Source organism: Frankia sp. ACN1ag (genome assembly GCF_001414035.1).
GTDB classification, from domain to species: domain Bacteria; phylum Actinomycetota; class Actinomycetes; order Frankiales; family Frankiaceae; genus Frankia; species Frankia torreyi.
On the sequence record NZ_LJPA01000014.1, the window covers coordinates 151,278 to 165,393 of the forward strand.

Annotated in this window: 8 protein-coding genes and 2 pseudogenes; 4 read left to right on the plus strand and 6 right to left on the minus strand. The window is 75.3% G+C overall.

Translation table 11 applies throughout. From position 1 onward, the window contains the following. Nucleotides 1-2,856: pseudogene (locus tag UK82_RS14925) on the plus strand (ATP-binding cassette domain-containing protein); the annotation flags it as partial. 25 nt (nucleotides 2,857-2,881) lie between these two features. On the opposite strand, the gene UK82_RS37890 reads toward UK82_RS14925, so the two are convergent. From UK82_RS37890 to UK82_RS14945, 5 genes and pseudogenes are all read right to left on the minus strand, one after another. After that, on the minus strand, nucleotides 2,882-3,653 hold a 772-nt coding region (locus UK82_RS37890), incomplete at its 5' end, for an ABC transporter substrate-binding protein (RefSeq protein ID WP_236705946.1). Between the two features lies 1 nt (nucleotide 3,654). Then, nucleotides 3,655-4,168, minus strand: a pseudogene (locus tag UK82_RS37895) (ABC transporter substrate-binding protein); the annotation flags it as partial. A gap of 201 nt (nucleotides 4,169-4,369) precedes the next feature. Continuing rightward, nucleotides 4,370-5,104, minus strand: a complete 735-nt coding sequence (locus UK82_RS14935; protein WP_052680952.1) for an NADPH-dependent FMN reductase — start codon at nucleotides 5,102-5,104, stop codon at nucleotides 4,370-4,372. A 75-nt stretch (nucleotides 5,105-5,179) separates the two neighbouring features. Beyond that, complete coding sequence (gene soxR / locus UK82_RS14940; protein WP_055407746.1) at nucleotides 5,180-5,734, minus strand: redox-sensitive transcriptional activator SoxR; 555 nt, start codon at nucleotides 5,732-5,734, stop codon at nucleotides 5,180-5,182. 60 nt (nucleotides 5,735-5,794) lie between these two features. Then, the gene (locus UK82_RS14945) at nucleotides 5,795-6,955 is read right to left on the minus strand and encodes an alkaline phosphatase PhoX (RefSeq protein WP_055407748.1); all 1,161 of its coding nucleotides are present in this window, start codon (nucleotides 6,953-6,955) and stop codon (nucleotides 5,795-5,797) included. A gap of 387 nt (nucleotides 6,956-7,342) precedes the next feature. Between UK82_RS14945 and UK82_RS14950 the strand changes: the two genes are divergently transcribed. The 3 genes from UK82_RS14950 to UK82_RS37900 all read left to right on the plus strand — a co-directional run bounded on the left by UK82_RS14950 (nucleotide 7,343) and on the right by UK82_RS37900 (nucleotide 11,491). After that, entirely contained in the window at nucleotides 7,343-8,503 is a 1,161-nt protein-coding gene (locus tag UK82_RS14950; protein WP_055407791.1) for a UDP-glucose--hexose-1-phosphate uridylyltransferase, read from the plus strand. Further along, nucleotides 8,500-9,780, plus strand: coding sequence for a galactokinase (gene galK, locus UK82_RS14955; protein WP_055407750.1), 1,281 nt, complete (start codon nucleotides 8,500-8,502; stop codon nucleotides 9,778-9,780). Before UK82_RS14950 ends, galK begins: the two co-directional genes overlap by 4 nt. A gap of 1,039 nt (nucleotides 9,781-10,819) precedes the next feature. Beyond that, nucleotides 10,820-11,491, plus strand: coding sequence for a PHB depolymerase family esterase (locus tag UK82_RS37900; protein ID WP_236705964.1), 672 nt, complete (start codon nucleotides 10,820-10,822; stop codon nucleotides 11,489-11,491). Nucleotides 11,492-11,521: 30 nt separating this feature from the next. On the opposite strand, the gene hrpA is transcribed toward UK82_RS37900, so the two are convergent. Then, a partial coding sequence (hrpA, locus tag UK82_RS37905; RefSeq protein ID WP_236705947.1) for an ATP-dependent RNA helicase HrpA occupies nucleotides 11,522-14,115 on the minus strand: 2,594 nt, incomplete at its 5' end. Nucleotide 14,116 lies beyond the last annotated feature (1 nt).

Consider the following 14,116-nt stretch of genomic DNA (forward strand, 5'->3'; position numbering starts at 1 on the left):
CTGGTCCTGGCCGCGGTGCTCGCCGTCGCGTCGACGGTCGGCATCGGCGTCGGGTTCCAGGTGCTGGTCATGCGCCCGCTGCGGGAGGCGACGGCGCTGCTGCGGCTGATGGCGACCCTCGGCCTGCTGATCATTCTCCAGTCGTCGCTGACGCTGATGTTCGCCGGTGCGGTGCGCACCTCCCCGACGGTGCTGCCCACCGGCACGGTCGAGCTGTTCGGCGAGTCCGTCGGCGTGGACGTGTTCGTCCGGCTCGCCGCGGTCGTCGTGCTCATCGCGGCGGCGTGGGCGGTCTTCCGGTTCACGACGGTGGGGCTCGCCGCGACGGCGGCCACCGAGAACCCGCGGGCCGCCGCCACCTTCGGCTGGTCCGTCGACGCGATCGCCGCCGGCGCGTGGGGTGCCGGCGGCGCGCTCGCCGGGCTCGGTGGCGTCCTGCTCGCCCCGTTGCAGAACCCGCTGTCCGCGACGAACCTGCTGCTGCTCATCGTGCCGGCGCTGGCGGTGGCGCTGGTGGCGCGGTTCCAGTCCTTCCCCGGGGTGCTGCTCGGCGGCCTCGTGCTCGGCGTCATCGAGGTGGAGGCGCAGTACGAGCTCGTCGCGCACCATCCCTGGTGGCGCGGGGTCGACCGGGCGGTGCCGCTGGCCGTCATCGTCTTCTACCTGGCCGTGCGCGGCCGGGGCCTGCCCGAGCGGGGTCACCTCGCCGAACGCCATCCGGTGCTCGGCAGCGGCCGGGTCCATCCGCGTGCCCTCGCCGTCGCCGTCGCGGCGATGCTGGCGGCGGTCTGGCTGTTGCCCCGCGACTGGGTCGACGCCCTCGACGCCAACGCGCTGTGGGCGTTGATCATCCTGTCCGTCGTGGTGCTCGTCGGGTTCACCGGGCAGCTCTCCCTGGCCCAGCTCGCCTTCTCCGGGATCGCGGCGCTGATCGCCGGGCGGCTCGTCGCGGCCCGCGGCTGGCCGTTGGAGGCGGCGATGGCCGTCGGCGTGGCCGGCACCGCCGTCGTCGGGCTGCTGTTCGCGCTGCCCGCGCTGCGCACCCGGGGGTTGCAGCTCGCGGTGGTGACCCTCGGCCTCGGCGCGGCCGTCGACGCCCTGTTGTTCCAGCGGGGCTACCACTCCCCGCCACCCCCGGGGGCGGGGGCGCTGGGCTCACTGTTCGGTGACCTCGCCTCGCCCGAGGGGACGGTGGTGGGACGCCAGCGTTTCCTCGGCGTCCCGCTCGACAAGGTGACCGATCCGCGGGGCTTCGCGACCGTGTCCGTGCTCGCCTTCGTCCTGGTCGCGCTCGCGGTCGCGAACCTGCGCCGCGGCCGGGCCGGGCGACGGCTCATCGCGGTGCGGACCAACGAGCGGGCCGCCGCGGCGCTGGGCATCAGCGTCGTGGCCGCCAAGCTGTACGCGTTCGCGCTGTCCGCGGCCATCGCCGGGTTCGGCGGGGTGCTCTACGCCTTCTACGTCTACGGCGAGCGCGGCAACATCGACTACGGCGACGGGACGTTCGCGCCGTTCTCCTCGATCCTGCTCATCGCCTACGCCGTCGTCGGCGGGGTCGGCTGGGTGAGCGGCTCGTTCGCGGGCGCGACGATGGCCGCCGGCGCGCTGGCGACCCGCATCGGCGGCTCGGTCGGGGAGTGGCTCGGCCGTCTCGGCGCGGTGCTGCGGGTCGTCGTCGCGGCGATCGCCGGCCTGCTCGGCCTCGCTGCCGGCGCCGCGGTGGCCGGCGACCGGCGCACCGGCGGCCGGCTCGGCGCGGCGGCGCGGCGCCGGCTGCCCTGGCTCGTCGCGGCGGCCGCGGCCGTGCTCGCCGCCGCCTTCGGGGGCGTGGTACGCGACTGGCTGGCCGAGCTGGACCGGTACGTGCCGCTGATCGGCGGCATCGTCCTCGTCGTCGTGCTCTCCCGCTCCGGCGGCGGAATGGCGCCCGAGAACGCCCGCACCGCCCGCCTGCTCCGCGACCGCTACCTGCCCGGCGCGGCCGACCGCCGCCGCCGTGCCGATGCCGCCCGGCTGGACCAGGCGCTGCGCGCGGCTCCCGGCCAGGGCCCGCCGTCGGGCGCGGTCGAGCCGGCGGCGTTGTCGGTGTGGGGGCTGACGGTCAGCTTCGGCGCGGTGCGCGCGGTGCGCGCCGTCGACCTGCGGGTCGTTCCCGGTCAGGTGGTCGGGATGATCGGCCCGAACGGCGCGGGCAAGACGACGGTCATCGACGCGATCACCGGCTACACCCCGGCGTCGGTCACCTCGATGACGCTCGGCGAGGTCCGCCTCGACCGACTGCCCGCGCACCGGCGGGCCCGCGCGGGCATCAGCCGGTCGTTCCAGAACCTGGAGCTGTTCGACGACCTCACCGTGCTGGAGAACATCCAGGCGGCCAGCGACCGCCGCGACGCCCGCGCGTATCTCACCGATCTGGTGTTCCCGCGGTCGCGGCCGCTGCCCGCCGCGGCGATCGCCGCCGTCGACGCCTTCGGGCTGCGCGAGGATCTGCTGCGCACCGTCTCCGACCTGCCCTACGGCCGCCGCCGGCTGCTGGCCATCGCCCGCGCCGTCGCGGCCGGGCCGGCCGTGCTGCTGCTCGACGAGCCCTGTGCCGGCCTGGACGAGTCCGAGAGCACCGAGGTCGCGGCCCTACTGCGCCGCCTCGCCGACGAGTGGGGGCTCGGCATCCTGCTCAACGAGCACGACATGGACGTGATCATGGGAATCTGCGACCGGGTGGTCGTCCTCGATGCCGGCGCCCTCATCGCCGAGGGAACGCCGGCACAGGTCGCCGCCGACCCCCTCGTGCGGGCGGCCTACCTCGGCGACGCCGAGGAGCCGGCCCGCCAACCGGCCTACCTTCCGCTGCCCTGACGGCCCCGGTGCCGCGGACGGCGGGTCAGGAGGCGGCGCGGCGCAGGATGTCCAGGCCGTTGTAGGTCTCGGGGCCGAGGGGGACGAACGACTTCGAGGCGCTGTCCCAGCGGGCGCCCCGCAGCGTCGTGTTGAAGATCCGCTCCGCGCCGGGGATCGGGGTGGTCGCGGTGAGGTCCAGCGGCGGGACGATGCCGCCCAGGTCCAGCTTCCTGGTCCGGTTGAGCTGGGCGAGCAGGTTCTTCGACGTCAGCGGTCCGGACACCTGGTTGCCGACCTTCTCGGCGATCTGGACGGACAGCCACGCCCCGGTGGTGGTCGTCGTGGTGCGCAGGGCGGGGGCGGCGTCGGCGTCCCCGGCGGTCTGCTCCGCGTTCAGCTCGGCGACCATCCGCGCGACCTCGGGGAACTGGGCGGCCTGGCTGAGTTCCGGGAAGGCGGTGGCGACGACGAGCTTGTCCGCCGCCGGGCCGAGCGTGGCCAGGTACTTCGGCGACAGGGTGCCCGCCGCGTGGCAGGTGCGGATCTGCTGGCCCGCCTTGGCGATCACCGAGTAGGCGGCCTGGTCGAACACGACCAGCACGGCGCCGTCGGCGCCGGAGCGGGACAACTGGGAGATCGCCGGGGTGAAGTCGCTCGTCGTGATCGGGATGCGGATCTTCGGGTTGATCGGATGGTGGACCGCCTTCGCGCCGCCCTCGGCCATGACGATCAGCCGGTCGCTGGCGCTGAGGTCGTAGCCGACCAGGCCGAGGTGGCTCGCGCCCGCCTTTGCCAGCAGCGCCGGGCAGACCGCCNGGTAGAGCGTCAGCGGGCTGATGACATAGCTGGCGGGGGAGCTGAGCTCGGAGCCGTCGGCGGAGATGCCGGCCGACCCGATCGACGGGATGCCCGCGTTCTGCAGGATCGGCATGATCCCGCCGGTGCCGCTGACCTCGCTGACGACGGCGAGGACGCCGGAGTCGACGGCCTGCTGGGCGCACTTCTTCGCGCTGGCGGCGTCGTTGCGCTCGTTGCAGTGGACGAGCTCGACGGGGTGCCCGGCGATCCCGCCGCGGGCGTTGACCCCGCGGACGGCGGCGCGGGCGGCCGCCACCATCTCGGGGTAGTTCGTCCCGGCGGTACCCGTCGGCGCGATGATCATCAGCTTGACGGGTGATCCCTTCGCGGCGGGATCGGACGCTGCGGCGCTGCCCGACGCGGCGTCCGAACCACCGCCGCACCCGGCGAGCGTCGCCGCGAGTGCGGCGGCCAGACCCGCCCGGGCCAGACCTGTCCGGGCGAGTCCACGCAGCCCGTACCGTCGTCGCACGTCGTCTCCTCGTCGTCCGCCCACCCGGCCGGGCCGGGCACCCGCGCTCCGCCGCCGGGGCCAGCCACGGTAGACCCGTCCCGTCTGGGCGAATACGTCAGGGTGCGCCGTGGCGGGACCGCTGCGGTGCGGAGCAGTACCGGGACGGGGAGAGTGTCACCGGGAGGGTCTGTAGGCGGGGCGGCCGGTGGGCGGGGCGGTTCAGATCACCTGAGACCAGGCATAGGTGAATCCCATGATCTGATCGGCGAGCGTTTCGAGTCTCGCCGCAGCGGCCGCGTCGACGAGCCGGCCGTGGGCGTCGAAGAGGGGCTGCGCGGTGTTGAACGTCACGCCCAGCGGGGTCGGCCAGCCGCGCAGGGCGTGCACGGACGAGCGCAGCGCGTTCAGCGTCGTTCCGGCGGCCTGGTCGCCCTGGGCACAGACGATGAGACCGACCGCCCGCCCGTCGAGGTACGGTCGCGGCGCGCCGCGCAGGTCCTCCAGGTAGTCCAGCGCGTTCTTGACCAGGCCGGACATCCCGCCGTGGTAACCGGGGGTGGCGATCACGACGGCGTCGGACTGCTCCACGGCGGCGAGCAGGCGCAGGGCCGCGGTGGAGCGCTCGGGGCGTTCCGGTGCGTACATCGGCAGGTCCAGCTCGGCGGACCCGAACTGCACCGTCTCGGCGCCGGCCTGGGCCATCGTCGCGAGCACCGTCGTCAGGGCCCGGTGGGTGGTGGAGTCGGCCCTGGTGGTGCCGCCGAGTCCGACGATCATCGGCCGGCGGCGACGGACGCGGACCGGGCCGGGCCCGGTGGGCGGCGCCTCGACGGGTCGGTGGCCGACCCGGCTGGGCAGCGGGGACAGTGGTTCGCCGCCAGTCCATTGGCCGTGGCCGTCGACCTGCTCCGTGGAGCCGGCATTCGACCGGAACGCGCCGTATGTGTCCCCCACAACCCCTCCTCAGACCCTGCTTCGGCTCGCCTTGGCGCGGTCGCGGACCGCCGCGCCACCCGCCGTCACGTCTGTCTATCCGACCGACCCCGACTCGGTGGCGGCGGGTCCGCTCGGACACGGTCCGGCGCAGTCGGGGGCGGGTTGCGGGCGGTGGCCGCCGTGGTGCATCCGCCCGGCGCCGCGCAGCGATGCGGGCAGCGCCCGGGCCCCCGGGCCGAGGGCGCCGATCCGGTCGGCGGGGTTGGAGATCCGGCAGCGGCGCAGTGACAGGCAGCCGCAGCCGATGCACGAGTCGAGCCCGTCGCGCAGGGCCTCCAGGGCCGCGATCTCCTCGTCCAGCCGGGTGCGCCAGCGCCGCGAGATGGCCGACCAGTCCGCCTTCGTCGGGGTGCGGGCATCCGGCAGCGACGCCAGCGCCTGCGCCACCTCGTCGAGGCTGAGCCCCATCGCGGTGGCCGCGCGGATGAACGCCAGCCGGCGCAGCACGTGTCGTTCGTACCGGCGCTGGCCGCCGGCGGTGCGGGTGGCGGCGATCAGCCCCTGTCGCTCGTAGAAGCGCAGCGCCGAGGGCGCGAATCCGCTGCGCTGCGACAGCTCGCCTACGGTCAGCAGGTCGGTGGGGAGCATGCCCGCGATCCTACGGCCCTGGAGCTGAAGTCAGGTTCAGCTTTACCGTCGGGTTCGGCTTTACCGGCGGAAGGGGCCGGTCACCTCGAAGGTGATGCCGCCGCGGTTGCGCCCGGTCACCCCGCGCTGGGAGGAGAAGTACAGCCGGCTCCCGTCCGGGCTGAACGCCGGGCCGGTGATCTCGGACCTGTCGTGTTCCGGCAGCCGCAGGAAGGGCGCGACCACGCCGTCCGGGGTGATGAGCACCAGGGCGGGACGGGAGTGGTCCTCGGCGACGTACAGATCGCCCGAGCGCGCGCCGACGACGTTGTCCACTCCGGTGAGCGGCGGCGGGTCGGGCAGGCTTGCCCGGTCGTAGAGCAGGTCGATCCGCTCGGCGTCCGCCCGGTACGCCCACACCCGGTCGTCGCCCTTGGTGGTCAGGTAGCAGACGCCGTGGGCGTACCAGCAGCCCTCGCCGCCATGGAAACGTCGGGCCTCGCGGACCTGCCGGCGGGTCGCCCGGGGGAAGCCGTCCGGATCGCGTACCCGCTCCCAGCGCACCGGCCCGGATTCGGCGTGCGCATCGGCGACCAGCACCTCCAGCTGGCCGGCGGACAGGTCGCCCCAGCGGTCCGGGCGGAACCGGTAGAAGCAGCCGTCCCTGCGGTCCTCGGTCAGGTAGATCACCCGGTGGTCGGGGTCACAGGCCGCCGCCTCGTGGGTGAAACGGCCCAGCGCGGGACGCGCCACGGCCTTGCGCGACCCGTCCGGCCACGCCTCGTACACCCGGCCGGAGAAGAACTCCTCGCACGACAGCCACGTCCCCCACGGGGTGGCCCCGCCGGCGCAGTTGGCGGTGGTGCCGCTGAGGATGCGCCCCGACGAGGCGATCGAGCCGTCGGCCCGGAACCGCAGCGCCGAGGCGCCGCCGTGCAGCATCACCTCGGAGTTCGACACGTAGGTCCAGCCGTCGGCGGGCCCGGGGAAGCAGGCCCCCCCGTCCGGCGCGTCGTGCCACACGTACTCGGTCGCGCCGACGAGCAGGTGCGAGCGGGCGACGATCCGGCTGGTGAAACCGGCGGGAAGTGCCACCCCGGAGCGGTCCGGTGGGCGTAGCGGTCCGTAGGGCCCCACCCCGGGCCGGGCGGTGGCGGCCAGGGCCGCATGCCAGGTAGCTCCGGAGAACGCGGCGGTGCCCAGCGCCGCCACCGCCGAGCGCAGCAGCATCCGTCGATCCATGCCCTGCCCGTCCCTTCCGCGCCGGTCGGCCGTCGACCGTCCCCGCCTGTCTGATCCGCCGTGCGCTGCGCCTTCGCCGTGCTGCGTGTCCGCCGTGCTGCGCCTTCGCCGTGCTGCGCGTCCGCCGTCCGCCGTGTGATGCGCGTTGCATGCATCGGGCGGCCGTGGCGCGCCGACGGCCCCGACCGTCGCCCATCCGGATCACCGCACGTGCGGGTTGTCGCGGCCGCGCCGCGGCGGTGCCACCTCTCTCACCCTAGGGTCGTTGAGGCGTTGCGTCAGGTAACCGGGCGGTGGGGATCGCCTGCCGTCGCGACCGCCGGTGGATCTTCCGGGGTGGTCCGGACGGGGCTGGTCCGGCCGCAGCCGTGGCAGGCTGTCGAATCGATGGACGACACCACGCATCGGCGGTTCAATCCACTGACCGGCCGCTGGGTTCTGGTCTCGCCGGGGCGGGTTCGGCGCCCCTGGCACGGCGGTCGGGAGACGGCGGCGACGCCTCCCGCCGTCGCGTACGATCCCGCCTGCCATCTGTGCCCCGGCAACGAGCGCGCGGGCGGCGCTCGCAACCCCGACTACCGGGGCACGTACGTGTTCACCAACGACTTCCCGGCGCTGCGACCCGCCGGGAGCGATCCCGCGCCGCCCGGCGCCGACTCCGTCAACCCCGTCAACCCCGTCGACCCCGCCGGCCTGCTGCGCAGCGCCCCCGCGCACGGGACCTGCCGGGTCGTCTGCTTCGGCCCGGATCACGGCCGCGGGCTGGTCGACATGTCCTCCTTCGAGGTCCGCACGGTCGTCGACACGTGGGCGGCGCAGGAGGCCGAGCTGTCCGAGCGGTGGCGCTGGGTGCAGGTCTTCGAAAACCGCGGCACCGCGATGGGCGCCTCCAACCCGCATCCGCACGGGCAGATCTGGGCCTGCGACGCCCTGCCCGACGAGGCCGCCGCCGAGGACACCCACCAGCGGGAGCACTTCGCCCGGTCGGGCAGCTCCCTGCTGCTCGACTACCTCCGCATCGAGACGCGCGCCGCGGAGCGGATCGTCCTCGACGACTCCGACTGGCTCGTCGTGGTGCCGTTCTGGGCGGTGTGGCCCTTCGAGACGCTGCTGCTGCCCCGCCGACCCGTGCAGCGGCTCGCCGAGCTCGACCACGCCCAGCGGGACAGCCTGGCCGACGTGCTGGGCCGCCTGCTTGCCGGCTACGACGCGCTGTTCGACCACCCGTTCCCGTTCTCCATGGGCTGGCACGGCGCACCGGGTCCGCATCCGGCGGGGGCCGTGGGCCGGGCGACCGGTTCGCGGCGCCCCCCCGAGGGGGTCTGGCAGCTACACGCCCACTTCTATCCGCCGCTGCTGCGCTCGCCGACGATCCGCAAGCATCTCGTCGGCTACGAGATGCTCGCGGAGCCCGCGCGCGACCTCACCCCCGAGGACGCCGCGGGCCGGCTGCGCGCGGTCGTGGCGGATGCCTGGGACGGGGAGGCGACCCTGCCCGGCGGCCTCGAGGCGGTCCCGGCCGCGCCGCTGCGGATCCGGCCGTCGTGACGCCGCTCCCGGGCCGCCCCGGTTCGGCGGCCGGCCTGGGCGAACGGGCGGTGCCGGCCGCGGTACGGGCGGTGCGGGCGTTCGTGGCGGCCTACGGCCGCGAGCCGACCCTGCTGGTGCGCTCACCGGCCCGGGTCAACCTCATCGGCGAGCACACCGACTACAACGACGGACTGTGCCTGCCGGTGGCGATCGATCGCGAGCTCTGCATCGCCCTGCGCCGCACGGACGACGTTCCCACCGCAGGGGACGCCACCCTGCGGCTGGTGTCCGAACAGGATCCGGCGCCCGCCGTCGTCGGGCTGCCGCCGCCGGCCGCGGACACGCCGCCGCCGGCCCGTGCGACCGGCTGGGCCCGGTACGTGCAGGGCGTGGCGGTCCAGCTTGCCGCGACCGGCGAGCTTGCCGCGATCGGCGAGCTTGCCGGGGCCGGCCAGCTCGCCGGGGCCGGCCTCGTGCCGTGGCAGGGCGCGCTCGCCAGCGACATCCCGCTCGGCGCCGGCCTGTCCTCCTCGGCCGCCCTGGAACTCGCCGTCGCCGTGGCCTGCACCCACCTCGCCGGCTCCGTGCCGGCACCGACGGAGCTCGCCCGGCTGGCCCAGCGGGCGGAGAACACCTGGGTCGGCGCCGCCACCGGCCTGCTCGACCAGCTCGCCTGCGTCGGGGGGATCGCCGGGCACGCCCTGCGCATCGACTGCCGGACCCTGACCATCACACCCGTGCCGCTGCCGGCCGGGCTCGCCGTCGTCGTCATCGACACCGGCTCACGGCGGGAGCTCGTCACGAGCGCCTACGCCGACCGGCGCGCCGAATGTGAGCGCGCCGCGCGGGCGCTGGCGGTGCCGGCGCTGCGCGACCTCGAGGCCCTGCCGGCGGACGCCGCCAGCCGTCTCGACCCGGTGGCGCTGCGCCGTGCCCGCTTCGTCATCGCCGAGAACGCCCGGGTCGACGCGGTCGCCGAGGCGCTGGCCCGCGGGGACGCCGAGGCGGCCGGCCGGCTGCTGCTGGCCGGCCATCGGGGCATCCGGGACGACTTCGAGGTGTCGGGGCCGGAGCTTGACGCGGCCGTGGCCGCGGCGCAGGCCGCCCCGGGCTGCTTCGGTGCCCGGATGACCGGAGGCGGGTTCGCGGGCTGTGCGGTGGCCCTCGTGGACCGGACCCGGCTGGACGCGTTCACGGCGGCGTTCGAACCCGCCTATTCCGCCCGCACCGGCCGGGAAGCCGTGCTACATGTTTGTTCGGCCGTCGCCGGCACCTCGGTCACGGCGCTGCGCTAGCGCAACGCCTCGAGCAGTCCCCTTCCCGTTCGTGGCGGCTGGCGGTGTGACGGAGGCGGGTCGCGGAACGGGCGACGGCTCGTGCGTCGGCGGCGGATGCGGGGGAGAGCGCCCACCCGGGTCCTTCTGGAGGGTTCAACGTCCGATTCATCCCCCAGAAGAACACAGATGGCGCCGCTCCCAGGCACAGGTCCGGGGCGGGCGGGTGCCCGCGCCCGGGCGGTCGCGGCACGGTCGGGCGCACCCGGGCGGGTGCGCAAGCCGTCCGAGTTCGGCCGAATCGCCCGCGGCTGTGCTGTGCTAGCCCGGTATAGGAGTTCTTGACGGGAAGCGGGTTAGCATGACCGCTCTGACCGGGCGGAGACGAGGAGTTGAGAGGACGGTGTCCGTGCTGCGTTGGGCGCGGGTCGGGCTGTCCCGGCGGGGACGGCTGCGGCGCGGGGNCGGGATCGTCGGCGTTGTCGCCGTCGGCCTGGCCACCCTCATCCTTGCGACGCTGTCGCCGTCGTCATCCGCGTCGGCCACCGCCGCGTCGGTCACCTCGGCCCCGGCGGCCGCCGCAGGGTCCCCGGCCGGCGCTGCCCACCTCGCCGGCCCGTCCTCGATAGCCGCCGCGCCCGCCGCGTCCAACCCGGCGGCCGCGCCCCGGCTCCCGGACGCCGCCTCCGTCTCCGGTACCCAGCTGCCGGGCGTCCCCCCGCTCCCGGCGGCCAGCCCACCCCCCGCCGGCACTCCGACCGCCGTCTCGCCCTCCGGCGCCGTCTCGCCCTCCGGCGTCAGCTCACCTGCTGGCGCAGGCGCGCCCGGCGGCACCAGCGCGACCGCGGCCGCCGGGTCGCCCGCGGTCGCCGGCCTGGCCGCAGCCTCGGGCGCGGCGACCTCCGCCGGGCCTTCCGCGTCCGCCGGGCCCTCTCCGGCCGCGTCCGGCCCGGCGACACCGTCCGCGGACACGGTGCACCGCGTGGCCTCCGGGCGGACCTACGAACTGCACACCGACGTCCGGCTCTCGCCCACGTTCCGCGGCACGGCCCGCCCGCTGGTGATTCTCCTGCACGGCCTGCTCAACAGCCCCGAGAACGTGCGGGAGATGTCGGGGGCGGATCCGTTCGCCGACGCCCACGGCTTCGCCGTCGCCTACGGGGTCGGCGTCCACGAGGCCTGGAACGCCGGCGGCTGTTGCGGCCAGGCCACCACCGACGACATCGGCTACCTGCGCCAGGTCGTCGACGACGCCGCCCGCCACACCCCGGTGGACCGCAGCCGGGTGTACGTGTGGGGCTTCTCCAACGGCGCGATGCTCGCCGCCCGGGTCGCCTGCGAGGCCCCCGACCTCGTCGCCGCGGTCGGCATGGTCGGCGGGCAGGCGCTGGTGTCCTGCCCGACCGTCCCCGTCCGGATGCTGCACATCCACGGCACCGCGGACAGGACCGTGCCCTGGCGCGGCGGCTGGTCGGACTACCTGAAGATGAACCTCCCCGATGGCGAGGCGGAGGCCACCCGCTTCGCGCCCGGCTCCGAGCTGCAGCACATCCTGTGGGACGGCGGCCATGCCTGGCCGTGGTGGGCCGTCGGCGCCCTGTGGGACTTCTCCGCGCCTGCCTCCCTCGACGCCCCGGTCATCCCGGACGCCCCCGCCGCCCTGGGCGCCAGCATCGCCGCGGAGGCTCCTGCCGTTCCTGCCGTTCCTGCCGCCCAGGGGGACAGGCCGTAACCCGGTCGGCCCGGGCGCAGGCCGCTCCGGTCAGCCGAGGAGGGTGTCGATGGCGCGGTAGACGCGTTCCTCGGAGACAGGGTACGGGGTGCGCAGGTTCTGGGCGAACAGGCTCACCCGCAGCTCCTCGAGCATCCAGCGGATGCGGCGGATCTCCTCGCCCGGCTCCCGGCCGGCGGGCACCGTCGCGAGCAGCTCCCGGTAGGCCTCCCACGCCCGCCCCACGGTCGCGGTGTTGATCCGGTCCCGGCCGGGGTCGCGGGGCAGCCGTTCCAGCCGGCGCTCCAGGGCGGTGAGGTAGCGGGCGAGGTCGGCGAGCCGGTCCGCGCCGGTGTCGGTGACGAAACCGCGGTAGATCAACGCGTCGAGGTGCCCGCGGGCGTCGGCGACCGAGGCGGCCAGCACCGGCGCGCGCAGGTCCCGCAGCGCCAGGTCGACGGTGTGCGCGAGCGCGAGGACCTGCTGGACCTCGCGGACGACCGCGAACGACGCCTCGGGCAGGCCGGCGCGCACCGCGGCGAGCAGCGTGGTGAAACCCGCCTCGTCCCAGACCGGACCGCCGGCGGCGGTGATGAGGCGGTCGGCGGCGGCTCGGACACAGTCGTCGAGCAGGTCGGCGGCGTCCCGGTGCGGGTTGTGGCTCAGGGCGAGCTTCGCCGCGTTGGACAGCCGCCCGTTGAGGCCGCGGATCGGCGAGGCGACGCCGAGTAGCACGAGCCGGCGGGTGCCGGCCCACATCGTCTGGCGCTGCTCGGTCTCGGTGTCGGTGGCCCGGACCGCGACGGTGTTTCCCTCGTCGACCAGCGCCGGGAACGCCTTGACGACGTGGCCGCCGCGGCGCAGCTCCACGACCTTGGGCAGAGTGCCGACGCCGTCCCAGGACCGCAGCCCGGACCGTTCGACGCCGTCCGCCGCGGCGGCGACGGCCTCCCGGGTCCGTGGCCGTAGCCGCTGCTTGATCGCGTCGAGGTCCTTGCCCTCGGCGAGCACCGCCCCGTGGACGTCGGAGACCCGAAAGGTGATCCGCAGATGGTCCGGGACGGCAGCCAGCGACCAGGAGTCCCGCGGGATCTCCGGGCCGCCCATCCGGCGCAGCTCATGCTCGACCGCGACCAGCAGCGGGGCCTGACCCGGGGTGATGTGCGCGAGCACCGCGCGGGCGTAGTTCGGCGCCGGCACGAAGCTGCGCCGGACCACCTTCGGCAGTCCCCGGATCAGCGCGGTCACCAGCTCCTCGCGCAGCCCCGGGACCTGCCACTCGAAGCCCTCGGCGGCCACCTGGTTGAGCACGGGCAGCGGAATGTGCACGGTGACCCCGTCGGCCGCCGACCCAGGTTCGAACTGGTAGCTCAGCGGCAGGGCCAGTTCGCCGAGCCGCCAGACGTCGGGGTAGTCGTCCTCGCGCACGTCCGCCGCGCCCGCGGAGACGAGCAGTGAACGGGGAAAGTCGAGCAGGTCGGGGGTGGCGCGCCGGGCCTTGCGCCACCAGGCGTCGAAGTGCCGGACGGAGACGACGTCGGCCGGGATCCGTTCGGCGTAGAAGCCGAACAGCACCTCATCGTCGACGACGATGTCGCGCCGGCGCGCCCGGTGCTCCAGCTCCTCGGCGTCGGCGAGCAGTCGCTGGTTGCGCTGGAAGAACTCGTGCCGGGTCTGCCAGTCGCCCTCGACCAGGGCGTGGCGGATGAACAGCTCCCGGCACAGCGCCGGGTCGATCCGGCTGTACTGCACCGGGCGGCCGGCGACGATCGGCACCCCGTACAGCGTCACCCGCTCGTCGGCGAGCACCGCCCCCTGCCGGCGGGACCAGCGCGGCTCGCTGTAGCTGCGGTGCACGAGATGCCCGGCCAGCGGCTCGATCCAGTCCGGGTCGATCCGCGCCGCGGTGCGTCCCCACAGCCGCGACGTCTCGACGAGCTCGGCGGCCATCACCCAGGCCGGCGGCCCGGACGGACGCTGCCGCGGCGCGTCCGGGCCGGTCCCGTCGGCGGCGGTGTCCGCGGCGGCGGCGCGGTCGGCCCGGCCCCGGCCGCGGGCCATGGCCGAGCCCGGCCACAGCATGAACCGGCTGCCGCGGGCCCCAGCGTACTCGCGGCGCTCCGGGTCGTACCGGCCGATATGCGACAGCAGGCCGGTCAGCAGCGCCCGGTGCACCGCCCGCGGATCGGCCGTGCCACCTGCGCCGTTCCCGCCACCTGCGCCGTTCCCGCCACCTGCGCCGTTCCCGCCACCTGCGCCGTTCCCGCCACCTGCGCCGTTCCCGCCGCCCGTGCTGTTCCCGCCGCCCGTGCTGTTCCCGCCGCCACGGTCGTCGCGGGGGGCGCGGTCGCCGGCGCGGGCGTCGGCGTTCAGACCCAGGCCGCGGGCCACGGCGGCGAGCTGGCCATGGACGTCCTGCCACTCGCGGATGCGCAGGTAGTTGAGGAACTCGGTCCGGCACATCCGCCGAAACTGGTTGGCGGACAGCTCGCCGCGGGCGTCGCGCAGGTAGTTCCACAGGTTCAGGTAGGCGAGAAAGTCCGAGGTCGGGTCCGCGAACCGGGCGTGCCGCTCGTCGGCGGCCTGCTGGTGTTCGACCGGACGGTCCCGCGGATCCTGGATGGCCAGCGCCGCCGCGATGACCAN

Bases quoted from the DNA above. Each gene is read 5' to 3' on its own strand.
- UK82_RS14945 (WP_055407748.1), bottom strand. From the start codon at position 6,955: ATGGATCGACGGATGCTGCTGCGCTCGGCGGTGGCGGCGCTGGGCACC.
- UK82_RS14950 (WP_055407791.1), top strand. From the start codon at position 7,343: ATGGACGACACCACGCATCGGCGGTTCAATCCACTGACCGGCCGCTGG.
- soxR (WP_055407746.1), bottom strand. From the start codon at position 5,734: ATGCTCCCCACCGACCTGCTGACCGTAGGCGAGCTGTCGCAGCGCAGC.